This window comes from Rhizobium sp. P1_B8, from assembly GCF_056406515.1.
On record NZ_JBFTZZ010000001.1, the window covers coordinates 342,585 to 361,930 of the forward strand.

Annotated in this window: 18 protein-coding genes; 8 read left to right on the forward strand and 10 right to left on the reverse strand. The window is 59.8% G+C overall.

What is annotated here, in order from left to right:
* Nucleotides 1–169: 169 nt before the first annotated feature.
* From AC1D2N_RS01590 to AC1D2N_RS01610, 5 genes are all read right to left on the reverse strand, one after another.
* Nucleotides 170–487 carry an ArsR/SmtB family transcription factor gene (locus tag AC1D2N_RS01590; protein ID WP_003561417.1) on the reverse strand — a complete coding sequence of 106 codons (318 nt, stop codon included), beginning with the start codon at nucleotides 485–487 and terminating at the stop codon, nucleotides 170–172.
* 115 nt (nucleotides 488–602) lie between these two features.
* Nucleotides 603–1,352: a HugZ family pyridoxamine 5'-phosphate oxidase gene (locus tag AC1D2N_RS01595; protein ID WP_026230716.1), complete on the reverse strand. Its 750-nt coding sequence runs from the start codon at nucleotides 1,350–1,352 to the stop codon at nucleotides 603–605.
* A 31-nt stretch (nucleotides 1,353–1,383) separates the two neighbouring features.
* Nucleotides 1,384–2,436, reverse strand: coding sequence for a choline ABC transporter ATP-binding protein (choV, locus tag AC1D2N_RS01600; protein ID WP_018243097.1), 1,053 nt, complete (start codon nucleotides 2,434–2,436; stop codon nucleotides 1,384–1,386).
* Complete coding sequence (gene choW / locus AC1D2N_RS01605; RefSeq protein WP_026242356.1) at nucleotides 2,433–3,278, reverse strand: choline ABC transporter permease subunit; 846 nt, start codon at nucleotides 3,276–3,278, stop codon at nucleotides 2,433–2,435. The genes choV and choW overlap by 4 nt, the downstream gene beginning before the upstream one ends.
* Nucleotides 3,279–3,350: 72 nt before the next feature.
* The gene (locus AC1D2N_RS01610) at nucleotides 3,351–4,307 is read right to left on the reverse strand and encodes a choline ABC transporter substrate-binding protein (protein ID WP_018446721.1); all 957 of its coding nucleotides are present in this window, start codon (nucleotides 4,305–4,307) and stop codon (nucleotides 3,351–3,353) included.
* 237 nt (nucleotides 4,308–4,544) lie between these two features.
* Between AC1D2N_RS01610 and AC1D2N_RS01615 the strand changes: the two genes are divergently transcribed.
* From AC1D2N_RS01615 to AC1D2N_RS01625, 3 genes are all read left to right on the forward strand, one after another.
* Nucleotides 4,545–5,147 carry a thymidine kinase gene (locus tag AC1D2N_RS01615; protein WP_028732940.1) on the forward strand — a complete coding sequence of 201 codons (603 nt, stop codon included), beginning with the start codon at nucleotides 4,545–4,547 and terminating at the stop codon, nucleotides 5,145–5,147.
* A gap of 76 nt (nucleotides 5,148–5,223) precedes the next feature.
* Nucleotides 5,224–6,297, forward strand: a complete 1,074-nt coding sequence (locus AC1D2N_RS01620) for a hypothetical protein (protein WP_018446719.1) — start codon at nucleotides 5,224–5,226, stop codon at nucleotides 6,295–6,297.
* A gap of 148 nt (nucleotides 6,298–6,445) precedes the next feature.
* Complete coding sequence (locus tag AC1D2N_RS01625; RefSeq protein ID WP_018446718.1) at nucleotides 6,446–7,576, forward strand: DUF2333 family protein; 1,131 nt, start codon at nucleotides 6,446–6,448, stop codon at nucleotides 7,574–7,576.
* Nucleotides 7,577–7,695: 119 nt separating this feature from the next.
* On the opposite strand, the gene AC1D2N_RS01630 is transcribed toward AC1D2N_RS01625, so the two are convergent.
* Both AC1D2N_RS01630 and AC1D2N_RS01635 read right to left on the reverse strand, forming a co-directional pair.
* Nucleotides 7,696–8,157, reverse strand: coding sequence for a PAS domain-containing protein (locus AC1D2N_RS01630; RefSeq protein WP_018243092.1), 462 nt, complete (start codon nucleotides 8,155–8,157; stop codon nucleotides 7,696–7,698).
* Nucleotides 8,158–8,203: 46 nt separating this feature from the next.
* Nucleotides 8,204–8,929: a helix-turn-helix transcriptional regulator gene (locus AC1D2N_RS01635; RefSeq protein ID WP_018243091.1), complete on the reverse strand. Its 726-nt coding sequence runs from the start codon at nucleotides 8,927–8,929 to the stop codon at nucleotides 8,204–8,206.
* A 475-nt stretch (nucleotides 8,930–9,404) separates the two neighbouring features.
* On the opposite strand from AC1D2N_RS01635, the gene AC1D2N_RS01640 reads away from it, so the two are divergent.
* The gene (locus AC1D2N_RS01640; protein WP_026230715.1) at nucleotides 9,405–11,102 is read left to right on the forward strand and encodes a COG3904 family protein; all 1,698 of its coding nucleotides are present in this window, start codon (nucleotides 9,405–9,407) and stop codon (nucleotides 11,100–11,102) included.
* An 85-nt stretch (nucleotides 11,103–11,187) separates the two neighbouring features.
* Here the strand turns inward: AC1D2N_RS01640 and AC1D2N_RS01645 are convergent, their stop codons facing one another.
* Nucleotides 11,188–11,718, reverse strand: a complete 531-nt coding sequence (locus tag AC1D2N_RS01645; RefSeq protein ID WP_018446715.1) for a TIGR00645 family protein — start codon at nucleotides 11,716–11,718, stop codon at nucleotides 11,188–11,190.
* A 159-nt stretch (nucleotides 11,719–11,877) separates the two neighbouring features.
* On the opposite strand from AC1D2N_RS01645, the gene AC1D2N_RS01650 reads away from it, so the two are divergent.
* Nucleotides 11,878–13,557, forward strand: coding sequence for a formate--tetrahydrofolate ligase (locus AC1D2N_RS01650; protein ID WP_018446714.1), 1,680 nt, complete (start codon nucleotides 11,878–11,880; stop codon nucleotides 13,555–13,557).
* On the opposite strand, the gene AC1D2N_RS01655 is transcribed toward AC1D2N_RS01650, so the two are convergent.
* Nucleotides 13,536–13,757, reverse strand: a complete 222-nt coding sequence (locus AC1D2N_RS01655; RefSeq protein ID WP_018446713.1) for a hypothetical protein — start codon at nucleotides 13,755–13,757, stop codon at nucleotides 13,536–13,538. The genes AC1D2N_RS01650 and AC1D2N_RS01655 overlap by 22 nt on opposite strands.
* Nucleotides 13,758–14,223: 466 nt before the next feature.
* On the opposite strand from AC1D2N_RS01655, the gene AC1D2N_RS01660 reads away from it, so the two are divergent.
* The 3 genes from AC1D2N_RS01660 (at nucleotide 14,224) to AC1D2N_RS01670 (ending at nucleotide 18,099) form a co-directional block, all read left to right on the forward strand.
* On the forward strand, nucleotides 14,224–16,164 hold the full coding sequence (locus AC1D2N_RS01660) for a DUF3604 domain-containing protein (protein WP_026230713.1): 1,941 nt from the start codon (nucleotides 14,224–14,226) through the stop codon (nucleotides 16,162–16,164).
* An 85-nt stretch (nucleotides 16,165–16,249) separates the two neighbouring features.
* Nucleotides 16,250–17,107: a peptidyl-prolyl cis-trans isomerase gene (locus AC1D2N_RS01665; RefSeq protein ID WP_032994462.1), complete on the forward strand. Its 858-nt coding sequence runs from the start codon at nucleotides 16,250–16,252 to the stop codon at nucleotides 17,105–17,107.
* Nucleotides 17,104–18,099: a HupE/UreJ family protein gene (locus AC1D2N_RS01670; RefSeq protein WP_026230712.1), complete on the forward strand. Its 996-nt coding sequence runs from the start codon at nucleotides 17,104–17,106 to the stop codon at nucleotides 18,097–18,099. The genes AC1D2N_RS01665 and AC1D2N_RS01670 overlap by 4 nt, the downstream gene beginning before the upstream one ends.
* 173 nt (nucleotides 18,100–18,272) lie before the next feature.
* Here AC1D2N_RS01670 and AC1D2N_RS01675 read toward each other — a convergent pair whose 3' ends face one another.
* On the reverse strand, nucleotides 18,273–19,226 hold the full coding sequence (locus AC1D2N_RS01675; RefSeq protein WP_130729350.1) for an extensin-like domain-containing protein: 954 nt from the start codon (nucleotides 19,224–19,226) through the stop codon (nucleotides 18,273–18,275).
* Between the last annotated feature and the right edge of the window lie 120 nt (nucleotides 19,227–19,346).

Below are 19,346 nucleotides of genomic sequence, written 5' to 3' on the forward strand. Positions count from 1 at the left end.
CTTTCCCCGCCGGCGAAAGGAGCAAAAGACCGGGCGCGCAAAGGCACGACCGGCAAATCGCAAATTTGCCGGTCGTGCCATAAGGTTCACGTGCTGAAATATCGTTGCCAAGCCTCCGGGAACATTCCCTTGCGGCATGGCATCGGCCGACTTCATGTCAGCGCTATCATTAAGCGGCGGATCTGTTCCGGTTCTGCACGAGGTAGATATCTTCGAGCGTTGCCAGGATCTTCATGACCGGCTCGGAGGTGCTCGAATAATAGATGGTCTGTGCGTCCCGACGGGTCTTGACCAGCTTTTGAGCGCGCAATTTCGACAGGTGTTGAGAGAGAGCCGACTGGCTGAGCCCGACCTGCGTCGCAAGCACGCCGACGGCCACTTCGCCCTTCACGAGGCTACACAAGATCAGCAATCTCTTCGGGTTTGCCATGGCCGACAATAAAGCTGCCGCCACGTTCGTGTGATCGGCCAAATCAGAGGTTTCCATATGTTATCTTCCTAATGCGAAACGTACATCAAGTGTGTTGGCGCAGGCCGCCAGCCGGGATTTTGACTGACATCAAAAACTAGCAACTGGGCTCGAAGATTGTATATACCTAAATTTAAGGTATCGAGTATGCTATTTTAGATATGTTTGAACAAATGTGATCGGCATCCACAGCGAGGGTTTCGAACTCGTATCGCAGCAGAAAATCGCCGGAAATCATGTCGAAACCTGAGGAATCCACACCACAAATGCGCCAAGAGCCCGATTCCGGCGCCTTTAGCCTAGTAGCAAGGCTTTCCTCCACATCGGGGTGGCGTTCTACTAAATCTCGCACTGTCTCTGTTGCCCTGGCGGCAATCTCCTCATTCGCGGCCGACTGGATTACGAGATCGTTCCCATCGAGTTGGTAGGCGCGGCCGAAACCGCCATTGAGGCTGGCCTGCTCAGGCTTGAGACGGAAGAACAGGAAATCAGGAAAGTCGATATAAAGTTTCGCCTTGGGGTGGCGAGCGAGAAAACGCGCGCGGATCCGCGCGTAGAATGGATTGCTGTGCTCGATGGGTTCTGCCAGGCATTGGGTCGTCAGACGGGGATAGGCAAGGGGATCCCCCTTGCCGGGCTCGCCGGTCAGGAGCGAGGCGCGCGGGTCTCTGGCGAGCGCCTTGGTATGAGCCGACAGCTGCGAAACCAGGATGACGGGGATGCCGTCGATATCGGTGGCGACGAGCACGCGGCTGGCGAAGGGAAAGCCGGTCTCGGGGGCGAGAACGGCAATCGCCGCGTGCCTGGCGGAGCGCAGAAGCACGCGGGCGAGCTTTCGGGCATTGTCGTCGGTTTCGCGTAGGGGCGAGGGCTGATCTTTCATATCCACTTTGTGACAAAGCGGATGGAAAACATCAAGCTTCCTGCTTGCGGCGATGGCGGGTGAGGCCGGCAACGATATCCTGAGCCGAGATGGTGCCGACGATCGCGCCGTTCTCGACGATGCCGATACTGCCTGGCTGGCGGGCAAGGGCATCGAGGATATCGATGAGCGGGGTCGCGGCGCGGGCCGTGGCGCTGACGCTCATGCCGGCGGCAGTCTGGCCAAGGCCCGGCTGCATGACGTCGGCCGCCGTCAGCATGTTGATCGGATTGAGGTTCTGCACGAAATCGGCGACATACTGGTCTGCGGGGTTCTTGACGATGTCGTGGGGCGTTCCGCACTGGATGATGCGGCCGCTCTCCATGATGGCGATGCGATTGCCGATGCGGAAGGCCTCGTCGAGATCGTGGCTGACGAAAAGAATGGTCTTCTTCAGCCGCCGCTGGAACTCCAGGAGCTCGTCCTGCAGGCGGGTGCGGATCAATGGGTCGAGCGCCGAGAAAGGCTCGTCCATGAGCAGGATCGGGGCGCCGGTGGCAAAGGCGCGGGCAAGGCCGACACGCTGCTGCATGCCGCCGGAAAGCTCGTTGACCTTGCGGCCCGCCCATTTCGTCAAGTTGACCAGTTCAAGCTGCTCGCCGACGCGGAGCTTGCGTTCGGCTTCCGGCATGCCGGCGAGCTCGAGGCCGAAGCCGACATTCTCGGCGACCGTGCGCCATGGCAGGAGAGCGAACTGCTGGAACACCATGGAGACGGTGTGCGTGCGCAGATCCCGCAGCGCCTTGGCATTGCATCTGTAAGGGTTGACGGGGCCGGTGGTCGTGGAGACGGCGACATCACCACGCACCACGGGAGCGAGCCCGTTGACGGCGCGCAGCAGCGTCGACTTGCCGGAGCCGGAAAGGCCCATCAGCACCAGGATCTCGCCTTCCTCGATCGTCAGCGAGGCATCGGCGACGCCGAGCACCAAGCCGGTGGCGGCGCCGATTTCGTCGCGCGATTTGCCCTGATCGACCATGGCAAGCGCGGTTTCCGGCCGATCGCCGAAGATGATGCTGACATTGTTAAAGCTTACCGCGGTCATGCACCGCCTCCTTCACCCGCCGTGCGGAACATCCGGTCGAGAATGATTGCCAGGATGACGATGCAGAAGCCCGCCTCGAAGCCCTTGGCGATATTGACGGTGTTCAGCGCACGGACGACGGGCACGCCAAGCCCGGGAGCGCCGACAAGGGCGGCGATGACAACCATCGACAGCGACAGCATGATGGTCTGGGTGAGACCCGCCATGATCTGCGGCGTGGCGTAGGGAAGCTCGATCTTGCGCAACACCTGTATCGGCGTCGCGCCGAAAGCGACGGCGGCTTCGACGAGGGACGGCGGCGTCGAGATGATGCCAAGGCGCGTCAGCCGGATCGGGGCGGGGATTGCGAAGATGACGGTGGCGATCAGGCCCGGCACCATGCCGAGGCCAAACAGGATGAGCGCCGGGATCAGGTAGACGAATGTCGGTATGGTCTGCATGAGATCGAGTACCGGGCGCATGGCAGCATAGATCCAAGGGCGGCGGGCGGCAGCAATCCCTAACGGAATGCCGATCACCATACAGACGAAGGTGGCGGCCAGCACGAGGGCGAGCGTCTCCGTCGTTTCCTTCCAATAGTCCTGGTTCACGATCAGCAGCAGCCCGAGACAGGTGAAGACGGCGACCGCGATCGAGCGGCGCAGCCAAAAGGCGATGGCGGTGATGGCCGCGATGACGATCAGCGGATGAGGCTTCTGCAGCACGAAGAGCAGGCCGTCTATGGCGCTCGACAGCAGGAAGGCGATCTGGTTGAAGAACCATTCGCCGTTCGAGGTCAGCCAGTCCACAAAGGATTTGGCCCAGGGGCCAACGGGAATCTTAAATTCGGTGATCCAATTCAAGGGCGCGCCCATCCAGAAAAACAACAATCGGACAAAAATGAAACGGGGCGGCGAGCCGCCCCGTTCGTATCATCAGAGGCCGAGGCCGGTCTTGGCGGCGGCGAGAGCGTCGCCCTTGCCATCGCGGGTCTTGACGCCCGCGAGCCAGGGCTCGAGTGCTGTGGGGTTCGCCTTCAGCCATTCGGAAGCTGCAGCCTCCGGCTCTTTGCCGTCGTTCAGGATTTTGCCCATGATGTGGTTCTCCATGTCGAGGGAGAACGTCAGGTTCTTCAGCATCGTGCCGACATTCGGGCATTCGTCGAGATAACCGGCGCGGACATTGGTGAAGACCTTGGCGCCGCCGAAATCCGGACCGAAGATATCGTCACCGCCAGTCAGGTAGGTCAGCTTGAAGTTGGTGTTCATCGGATGGGGTTCCCAGCCGAGGAAGACAACGGGCTTGCCTGATTTGTCGGCGCGCGCGACCTGAGCGAGCATACCCTGCTCGGAGGACTCGACGACTTCCAATTCCTTCAGGCCAAAGGTGTTCTTTTCGATCATGTCCATGACGAGGCGGTTGCCATCATTGCCGGGCTCGATGCCATAGATCTTGCCATCCAGCTCGTCCTTATGAGCGGCGATGTCCTTGAAGTCCTTGATGCCAAGCTCGGCGCCCTTGGCGTTGGTGGCGAGCGTATACTTGGCGCCGACGAGGTTGGGGCCGAAGGATTCGACCGACTTGTCGTCGAGATAGGGCCGGACGTCCTTTTCCTGTGTCGGCATCCAGTTGCCGAGGAAGATGTCGATGTCCTTGTTCTTCAGCGAGGTGTAGGTGACCGGCACCGAGAGAACCTTGATGTCGGTCTGATAGCCGATGCTCTTCAGGACGACGGATGCGGTGGCGGTGGTAGCGGTGATATCCGTCCAGCCGACGTCCGAGAAATGAACGGTGGAGCAGCTGTCGGGATCGGCGGCGAAGGCGGCGGTCGCGACGGAGAGGGCGGCGACGGCAGTTGCGGTAACGAGTTTGAACGTGCTTGTTGTTTTCATTTTAGACTCCCAGTCTTTAAGTTCCCAAGCCAACCATCAATAGCCGAGTTTGACAAGCGACCTCAGTGCGTTTGCGTCGTATCGACCCATGCGATTGCGACGTCGGTGGATTTTTTCGCGACGCCTTAGTTTCTGGGCTTTTGGCGGTTTTTGAGCGTGGATTCCTGTGATTATCGCCGTCACGGGGCTTTTCTTTGCCATTCCAAGCTTTCAATAAGCCGATTAAGGAGAAATCGGATGGCAAAACTCTATTTCAACTACTCGACGATGAACGCCGGCAAGTCGACGATGCTGCTGCAGGCCTCCTATAATTACCAGGAGCGCGGCATGCGGACGGTGCAGTTGATCGCCGCTTTCGACGAGCGCGCGGGCCGAGGCGTCATCGGCTCGCGGATCGGCTTGGAGGCGAGCGCCATTCCCTTCGAGCCGCACGAGGATCTGTTCCGGTTGGTTGGGACGCTGAGCGGCGAAGGAGCACCGATTTCCTGCATCTTCGTCGACGAGGCGCATTTCATGACGCCTGTCCATGTCTGGCAGCTTGCCCGCGTCGTCGACAGGCTCGGAATCCCTGTGATGGTCTACGGGCTGAGAACCGATTTCCAGGGCAAGCTGTTTCCGGCCTCGCAGGAACTGCTGGCGATCGCCGACGAAATGCGCGAAGTGCGCACGATCTGCCATTGCGGGCGCAAGGCGACGATGGTTGTGCGGCTCGACGGAGAAGGAAAAGTGTTGCACGAAGGCGCCCAGATCGATGTCGGCGGCAACGAGAAATATGTCTCGCTCTGCCGCAGGCATTGGGACGACGCGATGAACGGTGCCTGGATCGCCGAGCCGGTCTGAAGCCGGCGACGCCGCCTGTTTTCTTTGGCGCCGCAAGCGACTAGCTTGGGGTCAGGAGATTCCCTGGAGAGATCAGGTGCGCAAACCCCCGCCATTCGACAGCCAGTACGAAGCCGCCGACAGCCTTGCCGAGAGGATTGCGGCCGAGGGGTCCTATTGCGTGGCCGCGATCGGCGCCTTCGGCGGCGACGAAACACGGTCGGCCGACGAGGTCTTCCTCGAGCAGAATGCCCGCTTCCAAGCACATATCGCCGATGCTGCGACGCTTGACGCCCAACTGGCCGAGCTGGTTTTTTCCCTCGACCGGCTGACGGCCGAGGTTTCTGCCGATCTCGATAGTTTCCGGGGGCTGACGCCGCGTGAGAAGATGGCCGGCTGGGTGTCGCGCCAGCGGATGTGGCGCATGTATACGGAACGCGTGCGCGAGGCGCCGGTCATCGAACGGCTGCTCGACCTTCTGACGAAATCGGACGCGCTCGCCAGGCTGATCGCCGGCCAGCGCGCCGCGCTCACCGAACGGCACAGGGCAGCCGAACTCAACCTCGTCGACATCGTCGAGCAAAGGCGCCGACTGGTCGTTTCCATCGATATCGCCCGTCTCAAGATGAAGGAGCTCAATGCCAAGGCGCTGACGACGCAAGGCCGTATCGGCGTCTATGGTAACAGGGCGCACTGGGAGCAGATGGAGGCGGAGCGGCGGGCGCTGAAGGCGGAAGCCGAGCGGATTTCCGCCGGGGAACACGAGATGCGCGACGACAGCCAGCGGCGTGAGCGCTTCATCGGCCTGTTCCAGGCTTTTGTCGATTCGCTGAATGGTCGGATCGCTGCCTGCAACCTGCTGCTGCGCAAGCTGTTGATCGACGTAGAGGAGCGGCTGATCATCTACCAGGCGCAGGTCGATACCGACCGGCCAGGCATGAAGGTGAGGATCAAGCCGGAACTCTTTCCTGATATCGCTGCGCCGATCAGGCTGTTCGAGAAGGGCATGCTGGTCGCCCAGGATCTGGAGCGGCGCAAGAGCCGTGTCGATCTCGAATTCGCCAGAAGGTTCCCGACCTATGCCGAACTGCCGCCGGAAACATCGGGAGCACCTCTGATCGACACAGCGCGCAGGTCCTTCCGTTTCAGCCTGCCTTTCCTGCGCTCCTGACCCACAGGCGCAGACAATACCCCTCTTCCCAATGCTTTCATTCCGGAAAATCGAAGGGCTCGTGTTGTGCTCGGCCCATCGAGCGCATATGTGGGATGCAGCGGGGCGGCAATGTCCCGATGTTCGCCTCGCCTGACAGGAGACGACGATGCTTGACCGGATAGCCGGTTTTTTCAGGCTGATCGGCCAGATGATCGGCCGCTGGGCCCGCCTGTTTTCCGCCTGGGCCTTCTGGCCCTTTCTTGCCGCGCACGGCTGGTATCAGCGCCGGAGCTGGATGATCCGGTTGCCGGTCATCGCGTTCGTGGCGCTGCTGGTCGCGCTCTACGGCTATTTTTTCTGGGAGACGCAGGTCTGGTCGAATTTTAACACCGCCTTTGTCGACCAATATCGGCTTTCGGAGCGCAAGGTCGCCGCCGGGCAGGATGTGCCGGTCGCCGAGGGCGCCAATACGACGGCGCCGAAGACCTGCCAGCGCTCGGCGATCGTCGACGTCGCGGCCGATCTGACCGATTTCAATGTCAACCAGAACGCATGGATCTCCTCCATGGTGCTCTACAAGATGGGTTTCTTCGGCATCGACTGGGATCACACGCCCTTCCTCGACAACAAGGCGTCGTTCCAACGCGGCGTCAACCAGGCGGTCCGGCGAACCTCGGTGGAGCTTGTCGATACGCTCGGACGTGTGCGCGGCACATCGGGCATCAACAACGACCTGCAGAACGCACGTGGCAACCTGCAGTTCGACGAATATAGCTGGTATTTCGGGCTCAATCCCTTCGGGCCGAAGACGCCGACGCCTTCCTATTATCGCTCGGCGATCGGCAGCCTGCGCAAGTTCAACACCGATCTCGCCCTCTGCAACGCCATTTTCGACGGACGTGCCGACAATCTCGTCCAATTCATCGACCGCATCGCCAACGATCTCGGCGGCACCTCCGACATGCTCGCCGAGCGTTCGGAAAACCACAACCGTGGCTGGTTCGATACACGTGCCGACGACCGGTTCTGGTTCGCCTACGGCCAGCTCTACGGCTATTACGCGATCATGGCGGCGGCTCAGGCGGATTTCTCGCAGGTGGTGGCGGAACGCAATCTCGGAGCGATCTGGGGCGGGACCATGCGGCAGTTCCAGTCGGCGCTGCGCATTCAGCCGGCGATCATCTCGAACGGGCGTGAGGATGGCTGGATCATGCCGAGCCATCTCGCCACGATGGGCTTCTATATTCTGAGGGTGCGCTCGAACCTCGTCGAGATCCGTTCAGTGCTCGACCGCTAAAGCGCGTCGCGATCTTTCAGTCGCTCCTCGCGCTTTGGCTCTTTGATTTTACGCATGTCGGTGTCGCGCGACATGCTTTGGATCCTGCGCGTCCAGCAGGACGCGCTATCGTTGTTGAATCAGCGGGGTATCGTGTTGTCCTCGAAGCCGACGACGCGCAGTCTTTCGACGAATTCATAGGTGACGCCGACGATGCCGCCGCCGCTTTCATCGTCACGGAAGCGGCCGACGCTGCGCACCAGCTTATAGCCGCCAAGCCGATTGTCGACGCGATAGACGAAATGGAAGCCGACGCCGTGAAGGCTTGCTTCTTCGAAGGTTTGGGCGATCAGGCTGCGGTCTTCCTCGTGGATGCGCGACATCAGCTCTGTCAGGTTGACAGGGCCGTCGCTGTAAGGGAGGCCGAAGATCGCGTGGACATCCTCGCTTGCAAAGAAATGTCCTGTCTCGATGTCGATGCGCCAAAAGCCAAAAAGACGGTAGGCAGCGAGCATCTGGACGACGTCCGCATCGGTAATGCCGATGTGGGCGCGGGATTGTTCTGTCTTGTCAATGACGGGCTGTTCGAAGTGAAGAGGCACGATTCCCCCAGATCACGGGACGACGTGCCGACTCTCTTCCGATTCCTCAGTTGATCAGCTTCAATCGAATTGCCTTAGCTACCAACTGGGTGCGGTTGACGCAATCGAGTTTTTTGATCGCATTCGTCATATAGGCGTTCACCGTATGGTCCGAGAGCGTCAGGATCTGGCCGATTTCGATCGAGGTCTTGCCCTGGGCCGTCCATCGCACAACTTCTAGTTCTCGGTTCGATAGCGCGGTATGCGCGCATTCCTCGTTGCGCTTGACTGCATTGTATGCATCGAGTGCATGGAGAATGATCATTACCAGCTCGTTGATCTCGCTCTGGCCGAGTGCGGTGCGCTCGCCGCAGAACCAAAAGACCAGGCGCTGGCCGTCGGCTGCGATGGTCGGCATGGCAACGCCTGCCGGTATGGCATGGCGCAACATCAGGGCGCGCAGTTCGGCGGGAAAGGCCTGACCACTGACGGCGTCGTTGAGATGCCAAGCCGGCGGCACAGCGGACTGCCTCAGCCTTAGGCCGAAAGGGCAGCCGCGCATCATGTGGGCGCGGTCGAAATCCCTGACATAGGCGGCCGGAAGCGAGCTCTCGATCAGCAGAGGTTTCAAGAGAAGGTCTTCGGGGGAGGGGGCGTGCATCAGCGTCGCATGCGACAATCCGAAGGCTGTGGAAACCCTGCCGAGCGCCTGCGCAAAAAGGCTGCGCGTTCGAGCGGTCGCAAGCTCTGCCGAAAGCAATGACTGTCTTTCAGAGGTAGTCATGTAAGACATTTGTACGCCTCCGGCAGCCTCAATGTTACCGCTATCAAACACAGAAAATCTGCAGGATGCTAGCCCCAATTAACTTAAGGCAGGCCGATTCATTCAAATTGTGAGAAATTAGCCACGGGAGATCGCGCTCTGATTGAGTTTCGACTTGCAAAGATAACGTTGCGGTATCTTGAGGCGCTTCGTGACGGCATAGCTATGGCCTCACGCAGCAGGGCAGGCGGAGAATCACCTGAGTGAGTTCGATGAGAACTCCGGTCTTCTCGCACCGGCGTAAAGGCGATGGACCGGTCCACCTGCAGCGCTTTGCGCTGGAGCAGATGAACTGCGTGAACACTGCCGCAGCGGGGCGCCATGTAAGCCGGATTGCGAATGAGAGAACAAGCCTAAGAGGGCCGCAGCGGGCGTCGAAATCCGGCTTGCTGGTGTTCAATCCAATTGCTAAGCGTATGTTCAGTACAACTGAGGCAATTTAATCGTGCGCTTTGCAGTTTCCTTTTTGGTGAAGTGTCTATTTTCCAGATCATTACTTGTTTTTCTCCTTTTGACCTTACCGATCGGAGCGGTAACCTCGCAGGCTGCCGAGAAGAAGAAGGCAGCACAGCCGCCGATGAGCTTCATCCTCGTGCGTAGTTTTCTCTGCCAGGAAAACTGTCCGGAATGGATATCGGCGGAGGGACGCATAACGTCCGATACCCCCGCGCGGCTGAGAAAAATTCTCAAGAAGATCGGCGGCCGGAAGTTGCCTGTCGTCTTCCGTTCGGAGGGTGGCGATGTCGATGCCGCCTATGCGATGGGCCGGATAATTCGCAAGGCCGGGCTGGAAACGGCGGTAGGCGGTACGCGGCTGAAGGGGTGCCCCGTTGGGGATACGCGCTGCGAAGCCGCTATTGCGAAGGACGGTGCCTCGGGCGGCTACACTTATTCTGCTGGTGCATACTGTCTTTCCGCCTGTCCGCTGGCGTTAGCGGGCGGTGCGTCGCGTGTCTCGTCGCAATGGGCCTTTATCGGCGTCCACCAGATCACGACCGTCTACAACAAGGTGCGTGTTTCCTATCGCATCGAATACAAGATCGTGAACGGCAAGAAGAAGGAAATCTCCCGCAAGGAGGTTGGGCGCAAGGTGGCGGGGCAGAGCAGTTCCACCAAACTTGGAAAGAAGGCTACCGCTGCCTTGACGGCCTATTTGAAAGAAATGGGCGTCAGCGAAGATGTGATCGGTCTGATGATGAGCGCCACGCCTGACAACATCAATATCGTACCGGCTGCAGAGGCACTTCGAACAGGTCTCATCACGGACATGCTGTCTTACAATGAGTGGCCCGGCATGCCGCTCTGCGCGCCGGATGCAGCGGCCGAAGCTGTGTGTCACGGCCATCCGGTAGCCGAAGCGCCCGTGGCGGCTAAGGCGCCTGTATCTGAGACGCCGGTGTTTGAGTCGCCCGTGCAGGATGCGGCCGCAGACATAAGCGAGAGACTGCCGAGAACCCGACCGATGGACTTTCTCCTGATGTACAATGGCAATTGCCAGGAGGAGTGCACGCAGTGGATTTCCGCGGATGGAGACATCACGCCGGACACGCCGGCTCGGCTGAAGGCGATGTTGATGACGCTCGGCGAAAGAAAGCTGCCGGTCGTCCTTCAGTCTAATGGCGGGGACATGGATGCGGCTTTCGCGATGGGGCGTATGATCCGTGCGGCAGGTCTGGAGACATCAATTGGCAGAACGCAATTGCCGAATTGTCCTAAGCTGGATCCGCGTTGCATAGCCAGCATCGGCAAAAGCGGACCGACCGAAGGCGAAGTCTTTGCCGGCCGTGCGTACTGCCTTTCGACCTGTACGCTTGTCCTGATGAGCGGAACGCCGCGGATTGTCGGATATTCGGCGATCGGCCTCGTTAGGCCCACGACGGCTGAATATACGAGATTTTTCGCTTATTTCGACGAGATGGGCGTCAGTGCCGAAACATACGAGACGATGATGCCTGCCACATCAACTGAGCGAGGAAGTATCATGCTTCCTTCTCAGGCGCTCGAGCTTGGCATCATCAATGGGATCATCCCTTATGATGAGGAGCCCGGTTATCACCTGTGTGGGCCGGATGCCAAGGAAAGCCTTCGATGCCCCAGGAAAGCTGAAGCAGAGACCGTTCCTGCTGCTGCTTCGGTCAATTGATATCGGGACGCGAAAGAGCATAGCTCGGCGTTTTGCGTCGGGCAGCTGTTTGTTCACCCGCTCAAAGGGCCCCCTGTGCCGTCCTCTAAGCCTTATCCTTCAAATCGTTCTTTGACGTGACGCTCATGAGCTTCTCCAGGAAGCCGAGCATGACGGCGGAGGCGACGAAGGCGAGGTGCATCAGCGTGAGCCACATGATCTTGCCGTCCTCGTATTGGTCGGCGTTGAGAAAGACCTGCAGCAAGTGGATGGAGGAGATGGCGACGATCGAGGAGGCGACCTTGATCTTGAGGCTGCCTGAATCGAGCTTGCCGAGGAAGGAGACCTCGTTGTCGGCCTCGCTGGCCTCGTCGAAGCGGCTGACGAAATTCTCGTAACCCGAGATCATCACCATGACGATCAGGCTGGCGACGAGGGCCGCATCGATCAGGCTGAGCATGGCAAGGATCATCTCCGCCTCGTCGAGGGCGAAGACGCCGGAAGCGATCTTCAGGAGCTTGTAGCCGAAGGAAACCGCGTAGACGGCGAGCGCCGCTACCAGGCCGATATAGAAGGCGACGAGGATCCAGCGGCTCGACAGGATGATGCGCTCGATGATGAGTTCCAGTGCTTTCATGTCTTCACCCTGTAAAACCGCGATCGTTGCCCGCCACATAAACATCCGGCGTGGCGGCCGCAAGGCGCGGCGCTATTCACACCCCGCCGATATTTCGCTATCCCGATAAAGAGAGAACAAATAACTCCGCGTCTGCGGAGGTCGGGACGGGGAACATTCATGCCATCCATCAAATCCGATATCGAGATCGCGCGCGCCGCAGCCAAGAAGCCGATTTTCGAGATCGGGGCGAAGCTCGGCATTCCGGTCGAGCAGCTCGCTCCCTATGGTCACGACAAGGCAAAGGTCAGCGCCGAGTTCATCGCCGCGCAGACAGGCAAGAAGGACGGCAAGCTGATCCTCGTCACCGCGATCAATCCGACGCCGGCGGGCGAGGGCAAGACGACGACCACCGTCGGGCTCGGCGACGGGCTGAACCGGATCGGCAAAAAGGCGATTGTCTGCATTCGTGAGGCTTCTCTCGGCCCCTGCTTCGGCGTCAAGGGCGGGGCGGCCGGCGGCGGTTACGCGCAGGTCGTGCCGATGGAAGACATCAACCTGCATTTCACCGGCGACTTCCATGCGATCACCTCGGCGCACAATCTGCTGGCGGCGATGGTCGATAACCACATCTACTGGGGCAACGAAGAGAATATCGACATCCGCCGCATCACCTGGCGGCGGGTCATGGACATGAACGACCGGGCACTCCGCAGCATGGTCTCTTCGCTCGGCGGCGTTGCCAACGGCTTTCCGCGCCAGGGCGGCTTCGACATCACCGTCGCCTCCGAGGTGATGGCGATCCTCTGCCTTGCCACCGATCTCAAGGATCTGGAGCGGCGGCTCGGCGACATCATCATCGGCTATCGTTTCGACAGGACACCGGTGCATGCGCGCGACCTGAAAGCCGACGGCGCCATGGCGGTGCTGTTGAAAGATGCGATGCAGCCGAACCTCGTGCAGACGCTGGAGAACAATCCGGCCTTCGTGCATGGCGGGCCCTTCGCCAACATCGCCCATGGCTGCAATTCGGTAACGGCGACAAAGACGGCGCTGAAGCTCGGCGACTATGTGGTGACGGAAGCAGGCTTCGGCGCCGATCTCGGCGCGGAGAAATTCTTCGACATCAAGTGCCGCAAGGCCGGGCTGAAGCCGGATGCGGCGGTGATCGTCGCCACCGTCCGGGCGCTGAAGATGAATGGCGGGGTGAAGAAGGACGATCTCGGCACGGAGGATGTCGTCGCATTGAAGAAGGGCTGCGCCAATCTCGGCCGGCACGTCGCCAATGTCCGCCGTTTCGGCGTGCCCGTCGTCGTGGCGATCAATCATTTCGTCTCGGACACCGATGCCGAGATCGCCGCGGTGAAGGAATTCGTCTCGAGGCTCGGCGCCGAGGCGATCCTCTGCCAGCATTGGGCGCTGGGTTCGGCCGGCATCGAGGAACTGGCACACAAGGTGGTGGAACTGGCCGAGTCAGGACAGGCGAAATTCCAGCCGCTCTACGGCGACGATCTTTCGCTGTTCGAGAAGATCGAGATCGTCGCCTCGAAGATCTATCACGCCGGCGAGGTGACTGCCGACAAGGCGGTGCGCGACCAGTTGCAGACATGGGAAGAGCAGGGTTACGGCAAGCTGCCGATCTGCATGGCGAAGACGCAATATTCCTTCTCGACCGATCCGAACCTGCGCGGCGCGCCGGAAGGCCATATCGTCACGGTGCGAGAGGTGCGGCTTTCGGCGGGAGCCGGTTTCGTCGTCGCCATCACCGGCGAGATCATGACGATGCCCGGCCTGCCGAAATCGCCATCGGCGGAGCGGATTTTCCTCAACGATCAAGGTTATATCGAGGGATTGTTCTGATCCTGGGAGCGCTGGACGGGCCGTTCGGCCAGACGACGCGGGCGCTTCTCAAAGTCCGGATCGATGAACAGCCAGATGAACAGCTTTTCCAGAGGGGCGGAAAACAGCATTCCGATGACAAGGAACCAAGGCAGTTCGCCGGTAACCGATCCAATGGCGACGAAAAAGAGAGCCGCAATCAGGTATGCGATGATCTTCATTCGCCGCCAACCCTTGTCTTTGCTTTTGCATCTTTGATTTGGATATTTCACGGCCTGATTCAATCGTTGATTGCAGGCTTTTGAAACAATTATGTCCTCTGCTCACAAACAGCAACGTCCGGTTTCAGATGGATCGGACATAGACGGGCCGTTGAGGTATTTGCAGAAGCGCCAACGACCGCCATGCCCATCATGCTCGTTCAACGTTCAGTTCTCGGCCAAAGCCAAACTGGCAGGCCGCGATGCGTTTGCAGAAACCAGATGCTACATGAGTTAGATTTCTTCTGGAGGTTGTAAAATGAGAGACTGAACAGGTTTTGGCGGCGTGCTATGATTGAGGCCGCATTCACGACAACACGCCTAGAGATGACCGAGGACCGGGAGGCAGGGGTCCTGTCGTTGAGGCAGATCAAAGGATGCCCCGTCAGGCGATGTCAGTATGACGCGGAAGAAAAAGGGGGGAACGATGAAAAACACATCCGTGAAGCTGATTCTTGCCGGGCTCATCAGTCTGGGCTTTCCCTTGGCGACCGCAGCCCAGGAGGCCACGGATATCGGCGCGCTCGATAAGGCCACCGCCAATAGGGCGTTTGCCAGCAAGCCGGCCTATTCGCCCTATGCAGGGCGTAACTTTCCGACCCGGCCGTTTTTCGGCGACACTCATTTACACACCGGAGCGTCGTTTGATGCCGGGGCATTCGGTGCGAGGCTGACGCCCCGCGATGCATATCGCTTCGCGCGCGGTGAGGAAATCATGGCGTCGAGCGGCCAACCGGCCAAGCTGTCGCGGCCACTCGATTTCCTGGTGGTCGCAGACCATTCCGATAATATGGGCATGTTTCCTGATCTTTTTGCCGGTAAGCCGGATGTTATCGCCGATCCGCAGGCCAAGACTTGGTACGATATGATCAAGTCGGGTGACGGCGGCACGGCAGCGCTGGAGATCATCTTCAGCTTCGGCAAGGGAACGCTTCCTAAGTCGATGATCTATGGCCCGGAGACGCGTCCCTACAAGACAGCGTGGCAGGATACGGTAAAAGCCGCCGAGGAGTACAACGATCCCCGCCGATTCACCGCCTTTATCGGCTACGAGTGGACCTCGAACACTGCAGGAAACAATCTGCATCGCAATGTGATCTTCCGCGACAACGGCGACAAGGCGGATCAGGTCGTTCCCTACACGACCCTGAAGCCGTTGGGCAGTGACAACCCCCGCGACCTGTGGAAATGGATGCAGGCGTATGAAGAGAAGACAGGCGGCAATGTGCTGGCGATCGCCCATAACGGCAACCTGTCTAACGGTCGCATGTTTCCGATGATCGAGTCATTCACTGGCAAGCCGGTCGACAAAGAATATGTCGAGGAGCGTGCAAAGTGGGAACGTCTCTACGAGACAAGCCAGACGAAGGGTACCGGTGAGGCCCATCCCACTCTGTCTCCAAACGACGAGTTCGCCGATTTCGAGATCTGGGATTTCGGCAATCTCGATGCCAGCGTCCCCAAAACTCCGGATATGCTCGAGTTCGAATATACGCGGTCCGCATTGCGAAATGGCCTCAAGCTCGAAGCGCAGCTTGGCACGAATCCGTATAAGTTCGGCTTGGTCGGCAGTTCCGATGCGCATACAGGACTTGCGGCCATGGAGGAGGAAAACTTCTTCGGCAAGACCACGCCGCAAGAGCCAAGCCCGGAGCGTCTCACGGCGACTTTCGTAAAAAATCCTAAAACGAATATCATGGTCATGGATTGGGAAGTGGGTGCGTCGGGTTATGCCGCCGTCTGGGCGATGGAAAATACCCGAGAGTCGATCTGGGATGCGATGCAGCGCAAGGAGACTTACGCCACTACTGGACCACGCATGACCGTGCGCTTCTTTGGCGGCTGGGACTTCGAGCCGGCCGATGCCCAGAGCCGCAATCCCGGCGCTGTCGGATATAGCAAGGGCGTGCCTATGGGCGGCGACCTCACTACCGCCCCGGAAGGCAGGGCGCCGACATTCCTCGTCGCTGCGCTGAGGGATCCGATCGGGGCCAATCTCGACCGCTACCAGATTGTGAAGGGCTGGCTCGACGAGAACGGCGAGACCCGCGAAGAGGTTTACGACGTTGTCTGGGGCGGCGACCGCAAGCCGGGCGCCGACGGCAAGGTGCCGCCTGTCGGCAACACTGTGGACATCGGGAATGCCAATTGGACCAATACCATCGGCGCACCGGAATTGATCGCGGTCTGGAAGGATCCGGGCTTCGATCCGAAGCAGAAGGCCTTCTATTACGGGCGCGTCATTGAGATTCCGACACCGCGCTGGACCGCCTATGACGCCAAGCGGTTCGGCGTCAAGCCGCTGGAGGGGACGCGGATGACCGTCACCGAACGCGCTTACACCTCGCCGATCTGGTATACGCCTTGATGTAAGGGCATTTTTTCACGATGCCGGCGGCTATGTGGGCCGCCGAACCTTTCGGGCCCATTCACTCCGTAAACGAGCAAGTGCGATGGTGTTGAAGAGTGTTTTGAGGGAGCCGCTGGTCCACTTCCTGCTGTTCGCGCTACTAATTTTCGCGGCCTATGGGGCAATCGGCACCGACGCGAAAGACAGGCCGGACAGCATCGTGGTAACGGCACCGAAGATCGAGCAGATGGCCATCTTGTTCACCAAGACCTGGCAGCGTTCACCGACTGCGGAAGAACTCAAGGGCCTCATCGACGACTATGTGAAGGAGGAGATCCTCGTTCGTCAGGCGCTTGCGCTTGGGCTCGACAAGGACGACACGGTTGTTCGTCGCCGCTTGCGCCAGAAGATGGAGTTCCTGAACGTCGCGGACGCCGATGCGCTCGGTGCCACCGATGCTGAACTGGAGGCCTATCTGGCGGCCAATCCGAGGGCGTTCGATGTCGATGCGAAGCTGGCATTCCAACAGATCTTCCTCAACCCGGAGCGGCGTGGCGAGACAGTCGCACGGGACGCAACCTCCAACCTGCAGGTACTGCTGACCAATCCTGCGGTAGATTACACATCGCTCGGCGATGCCACTATGCTTCCGTCCGATCTGCCACTTACCGACAAGACATCGATCGCTCAGACTTTCGGGATGGATTTCGCCGAGGCACTCGACAAGGCTCCTGTGGGGCAGTGGACAGGTCCCGTCCTTTCGAGCTTTGGATTTCATCTCGTCCGGGTGGTGGAACGCAAGCCAGGCCAAGTGCCGAGCCTCGACGAGGTGCGCGACGCCGTGACGCGCGAGTGGATCAATGCAAAACGGAGGGAACTCGATGACCAACGTTTTGCGGAGCTTCTCAAAGGGTATGTCGTGCGCATCGAGAGCCTAACCGACGCGAAAACCAGCCCATGATGCGGCTCGGAGCCCTACTGGGCCTACTCCTCCTGGTATTTCTAAGCGAGCCGGGATACGGCCATGAAATTCGACCAGCTTATCTCGATATGCGGGAAACCGCCCCGAACGAGTTCGCGGTCGTCTGGAAGATCCCGGCGCAAGGCGAGATGCGGCTCGGCCTTTACGCTCGCCTGCCGGTCTCGTGCGGGGAGAAGGCCATGCGCACGAAGTCGATCGAAGGTGGCGCATATATCGAGCGATGGACGGTCACCTGCGCAGGCGGGTTGAAAGGTGGCGAAATCGGTATCAACGGGCTGCAGTCAACCATGACCGATGCCCTGGTCCGCATCGAATACGCGCGCGGCAATAAGGAGATTGCCCGTCTCAAGCCGGAAATGCCATCCTTCGCCGCAGCCGGCGCGCAAACCAGCATCGCGGTGGCGAAAACCTATTTCCTGCTGGGGGTAGACCACATCCTTTCCGGCATCGATCATCTGCTTTTCGTTTTTGCTCTCATCCTGCTTATTCGGGATCGATGGATGCTGATGAAGACGATCACGGCCTTCACCGTCGCTCACAGCATCACTCTGGCTGGAGCGTCGCTTGGATATTTCAGTCTGCCCCAGAAGCCGGTAGAAGCAACGATTGCCCTCAGCATAGCGTTTGTCGCCAGCGAACTGATCAAGATCAGGCCGGGCGAAACGCGACTTTCCGAGAGCTATCCGTGGGTCGTGGCTTTCGCGTTTGGGCTGCTGCATGGTTTCGGCTTTGCTGGCGCTCTCAAGGAGATCGGTCTGCCGCAATCGGATGTGCCGCTCGGCCTTCTGACATTCAACCTTGGCGTCGAGGCGGGACAGCTGATCTTCGTGGCCGCAGTGCTGATCCTGTTCAAGGTGGCGGGCGCCTTGAGCACAATACGGCCCACGCTGGCACGTCAGGGGGCAGCCTACTTCGTGGGCACGGCCGCGATGTTCTGGCTGGTCCAAAGGATCGCAAGCCTGGCGGCTTGAAACCGCGATCCACCGGAAAGTCTGCTTCACGCGCCGTAAGCGGAAGTCGGGGTGCTGAGCGGCAATGTCGCATCTGGAGGCCAAGCAGATTGCGCTTGGCCTTTCGGCCTGCCGAGAAGGACCATGCGATACGCAAGCTCGCCGCCATCCGGCTTTGCTTTCAGCATTATGCTTTAGTGACAATAACGATAGTTGCCCTTCCTCTCGATGACGTCGAGATGGAAATGCGTTTCGTGGGCGGCGTCGCTTTCCGGGTCGAGGACGGTGGTGAAGTAGAGGCAGCCGGCGGCGCTGACGGTGCGCTGGAAGGCGCCGGTGAGCGTCGGATCCTCGCGGCGAGAGCGGACGGCGACATCCTCGCCCTTTTCGAAATGGAAGCTCGCAATGTCGATGGCGTTGCCGCGGGCATGTTCGGAGATCTTGCCCGTTTCGGCGCCGTTCCGCAGGCGGCACATATAGGACGTTGCCTGGTTGACAGTGGTGATACGGCCCCGTTCCGGCAGAGCGGTGGAGGCCGCCGGGATGACGCTCTCCTTCATCCAGCGGGCAAGGGCAAGGGCTGCCGGGCAACGGATCGTCGCCTCCGGCTTCAGCTTGATGCCGGGCAGGGCTTCGGAGACGATGATCGGCTTGTCGATGCCGCAGCCATTGCCGTCGTCGATGCGCGGCGCGTCCTTGAAGACGACGCCCAGGGCCTGAAGCGCAGCCGTGCACTCGGCGTGTTCGGCATCGCTTTCGGGCTCGATCGTCAGATGCTGTTCCTCAAGTGTTTGTGCGGCGGGGGGCTTGTTCTCCTCAGTCGGACCCTGCGGGTTTTCCTTCCCTGGGGGAAGTGGCGGACCCTGCATTGGTTTGGCGGGTTCGGTTTTCGGCGTCGCCGGTTCGTTCGGCATCGATGTCTCTGGTTTTTGGGTCTCTGGTTTTTGATTGTCGGGCTTCGGTTCAGGAGTGGGCATTTCTGCGGCCGGCGGCGGTTGCGTGCCTCCGGCATTTGAAGCGGGGGTGGGTGCGGAAGTGCCCTCGATATCCGGCCTTTGTTGTGGCAGAGGGCCGTGAACGGGCAGGCGGGCACCGGCAAGAACGGCGGTTGCGGCGAGAAGGATCGCCAGTATCGCAAGTTTTCTCAACGCATCCGATTCCCTGGTGTCGATAGCTAGGGATAACGCAAGCGGGCGGATTTCGTTGCAATTTCGCAACGTCGGGAGAGATCATTAAAACTTGATAGTTTTATTCAACATAAGTCGCTG

What these genes read in the sequence shown, in the direction of transcription:
- AC1D2N_RS01610 (WP_018446721.1), bottom strand. Translation starts at nt 4,307, where the DNA reads ATGAAAACAACAAGCACGTTCAAACTCGTTACCGCAACTGCCGTCGCC.
- AC1D2N_RS01650 (WP_018446714.1), top strand. Translation starts at nt 11,878, where the DNA reads ATGCCATCCATCAAATCCGATATCGAGATCGCGCGCGCCGCAGCCAAG.
- AC1D2N_RS01635 (WP_018243091.1), bottom strand. Translation starts at nt 8,929, where the DNA reads ATGTCTTACATGACTACCTCTGAAAGACAGTCATTGCTTTCGGCAGAG.
- choV (WP_018243097.1), bottom strand. Translation starts at nt 2,436, where the DNA reads ATGACCGCGGTAAGCTTTAACAATGTCAGCATCATCTTCGGCGATCGG.
- AC1D2N_RS01665 (WP_032994462.1), top strand. Translation starts at nt 16,250, where the DNA reads ATGGTGTTGAAGAGTGTTTTGAGGGAGCCGCTGGTCCACTTCCTGCTG.
- AC1D2N_RS01645 (WP_018446715.1), bottom strand. Translation starts at nt 11,718, where the DNA reads ATGAAAGCACTGGAACTCATCATCGAGCGCATCATCCTGTCGAGCCGC.
- AC1D2N_RS01615 (WP_028732940.1), top strand. Translation starts at nt 4,545, where the DNA reads ATGGCAAAACTCTATTTCAACTACTCGACGATGAACGCCGGCAAGTCG.
- AC1D2N_RS01670 (WP_026230712.1), top strand. Translation starts at nt 17,104, where the DNA reads ATGATGCGGCTCGGAGCCCTACTGGGCCTACTCCTCCTGGTATTTCTA.
- AC1D2N_RS01655 (WP_018446713.1), bottom strand. Translation starts at nt 13,757, where the DNA reads ATGAAGATCATCGCATACCTGATTGCGGCTCTCTTTTTCGTCGCCATT.
- AC1D2N_RS01590 (WP_003561417.1), bottom strand. Translation starts at nt 487, where the DNA reads ATGGAAACCTCTGATTTGGCCGATCACACGAACGTGGCGGCAGCTTTA.
- AC1D2N_RS01660 (WP_026230713.1), top strand. Translation starts at nt 14,224, where the DNA reads ATGAAAAACACATCCGTGAAGCTGATTCTTGCCGGGCTCATCAGTCTG.
- AC1D2N_RS01595 (WP_026230716.1), bottom strand. Translation starts at nt 1,352, where the DNA reads ATGAAAGATCAGCCCTCGCCCCTACGCGAAACCGACGACAATGCCCGA.
- AC1D2N_RS01625 (WP_018446718.1), top strand. Translation starts at nt 6,446, where the DNA reads ATGCTTGACCGGATAGCCGGTTTTTTCAGGCTGATCGGCCAGATGATC.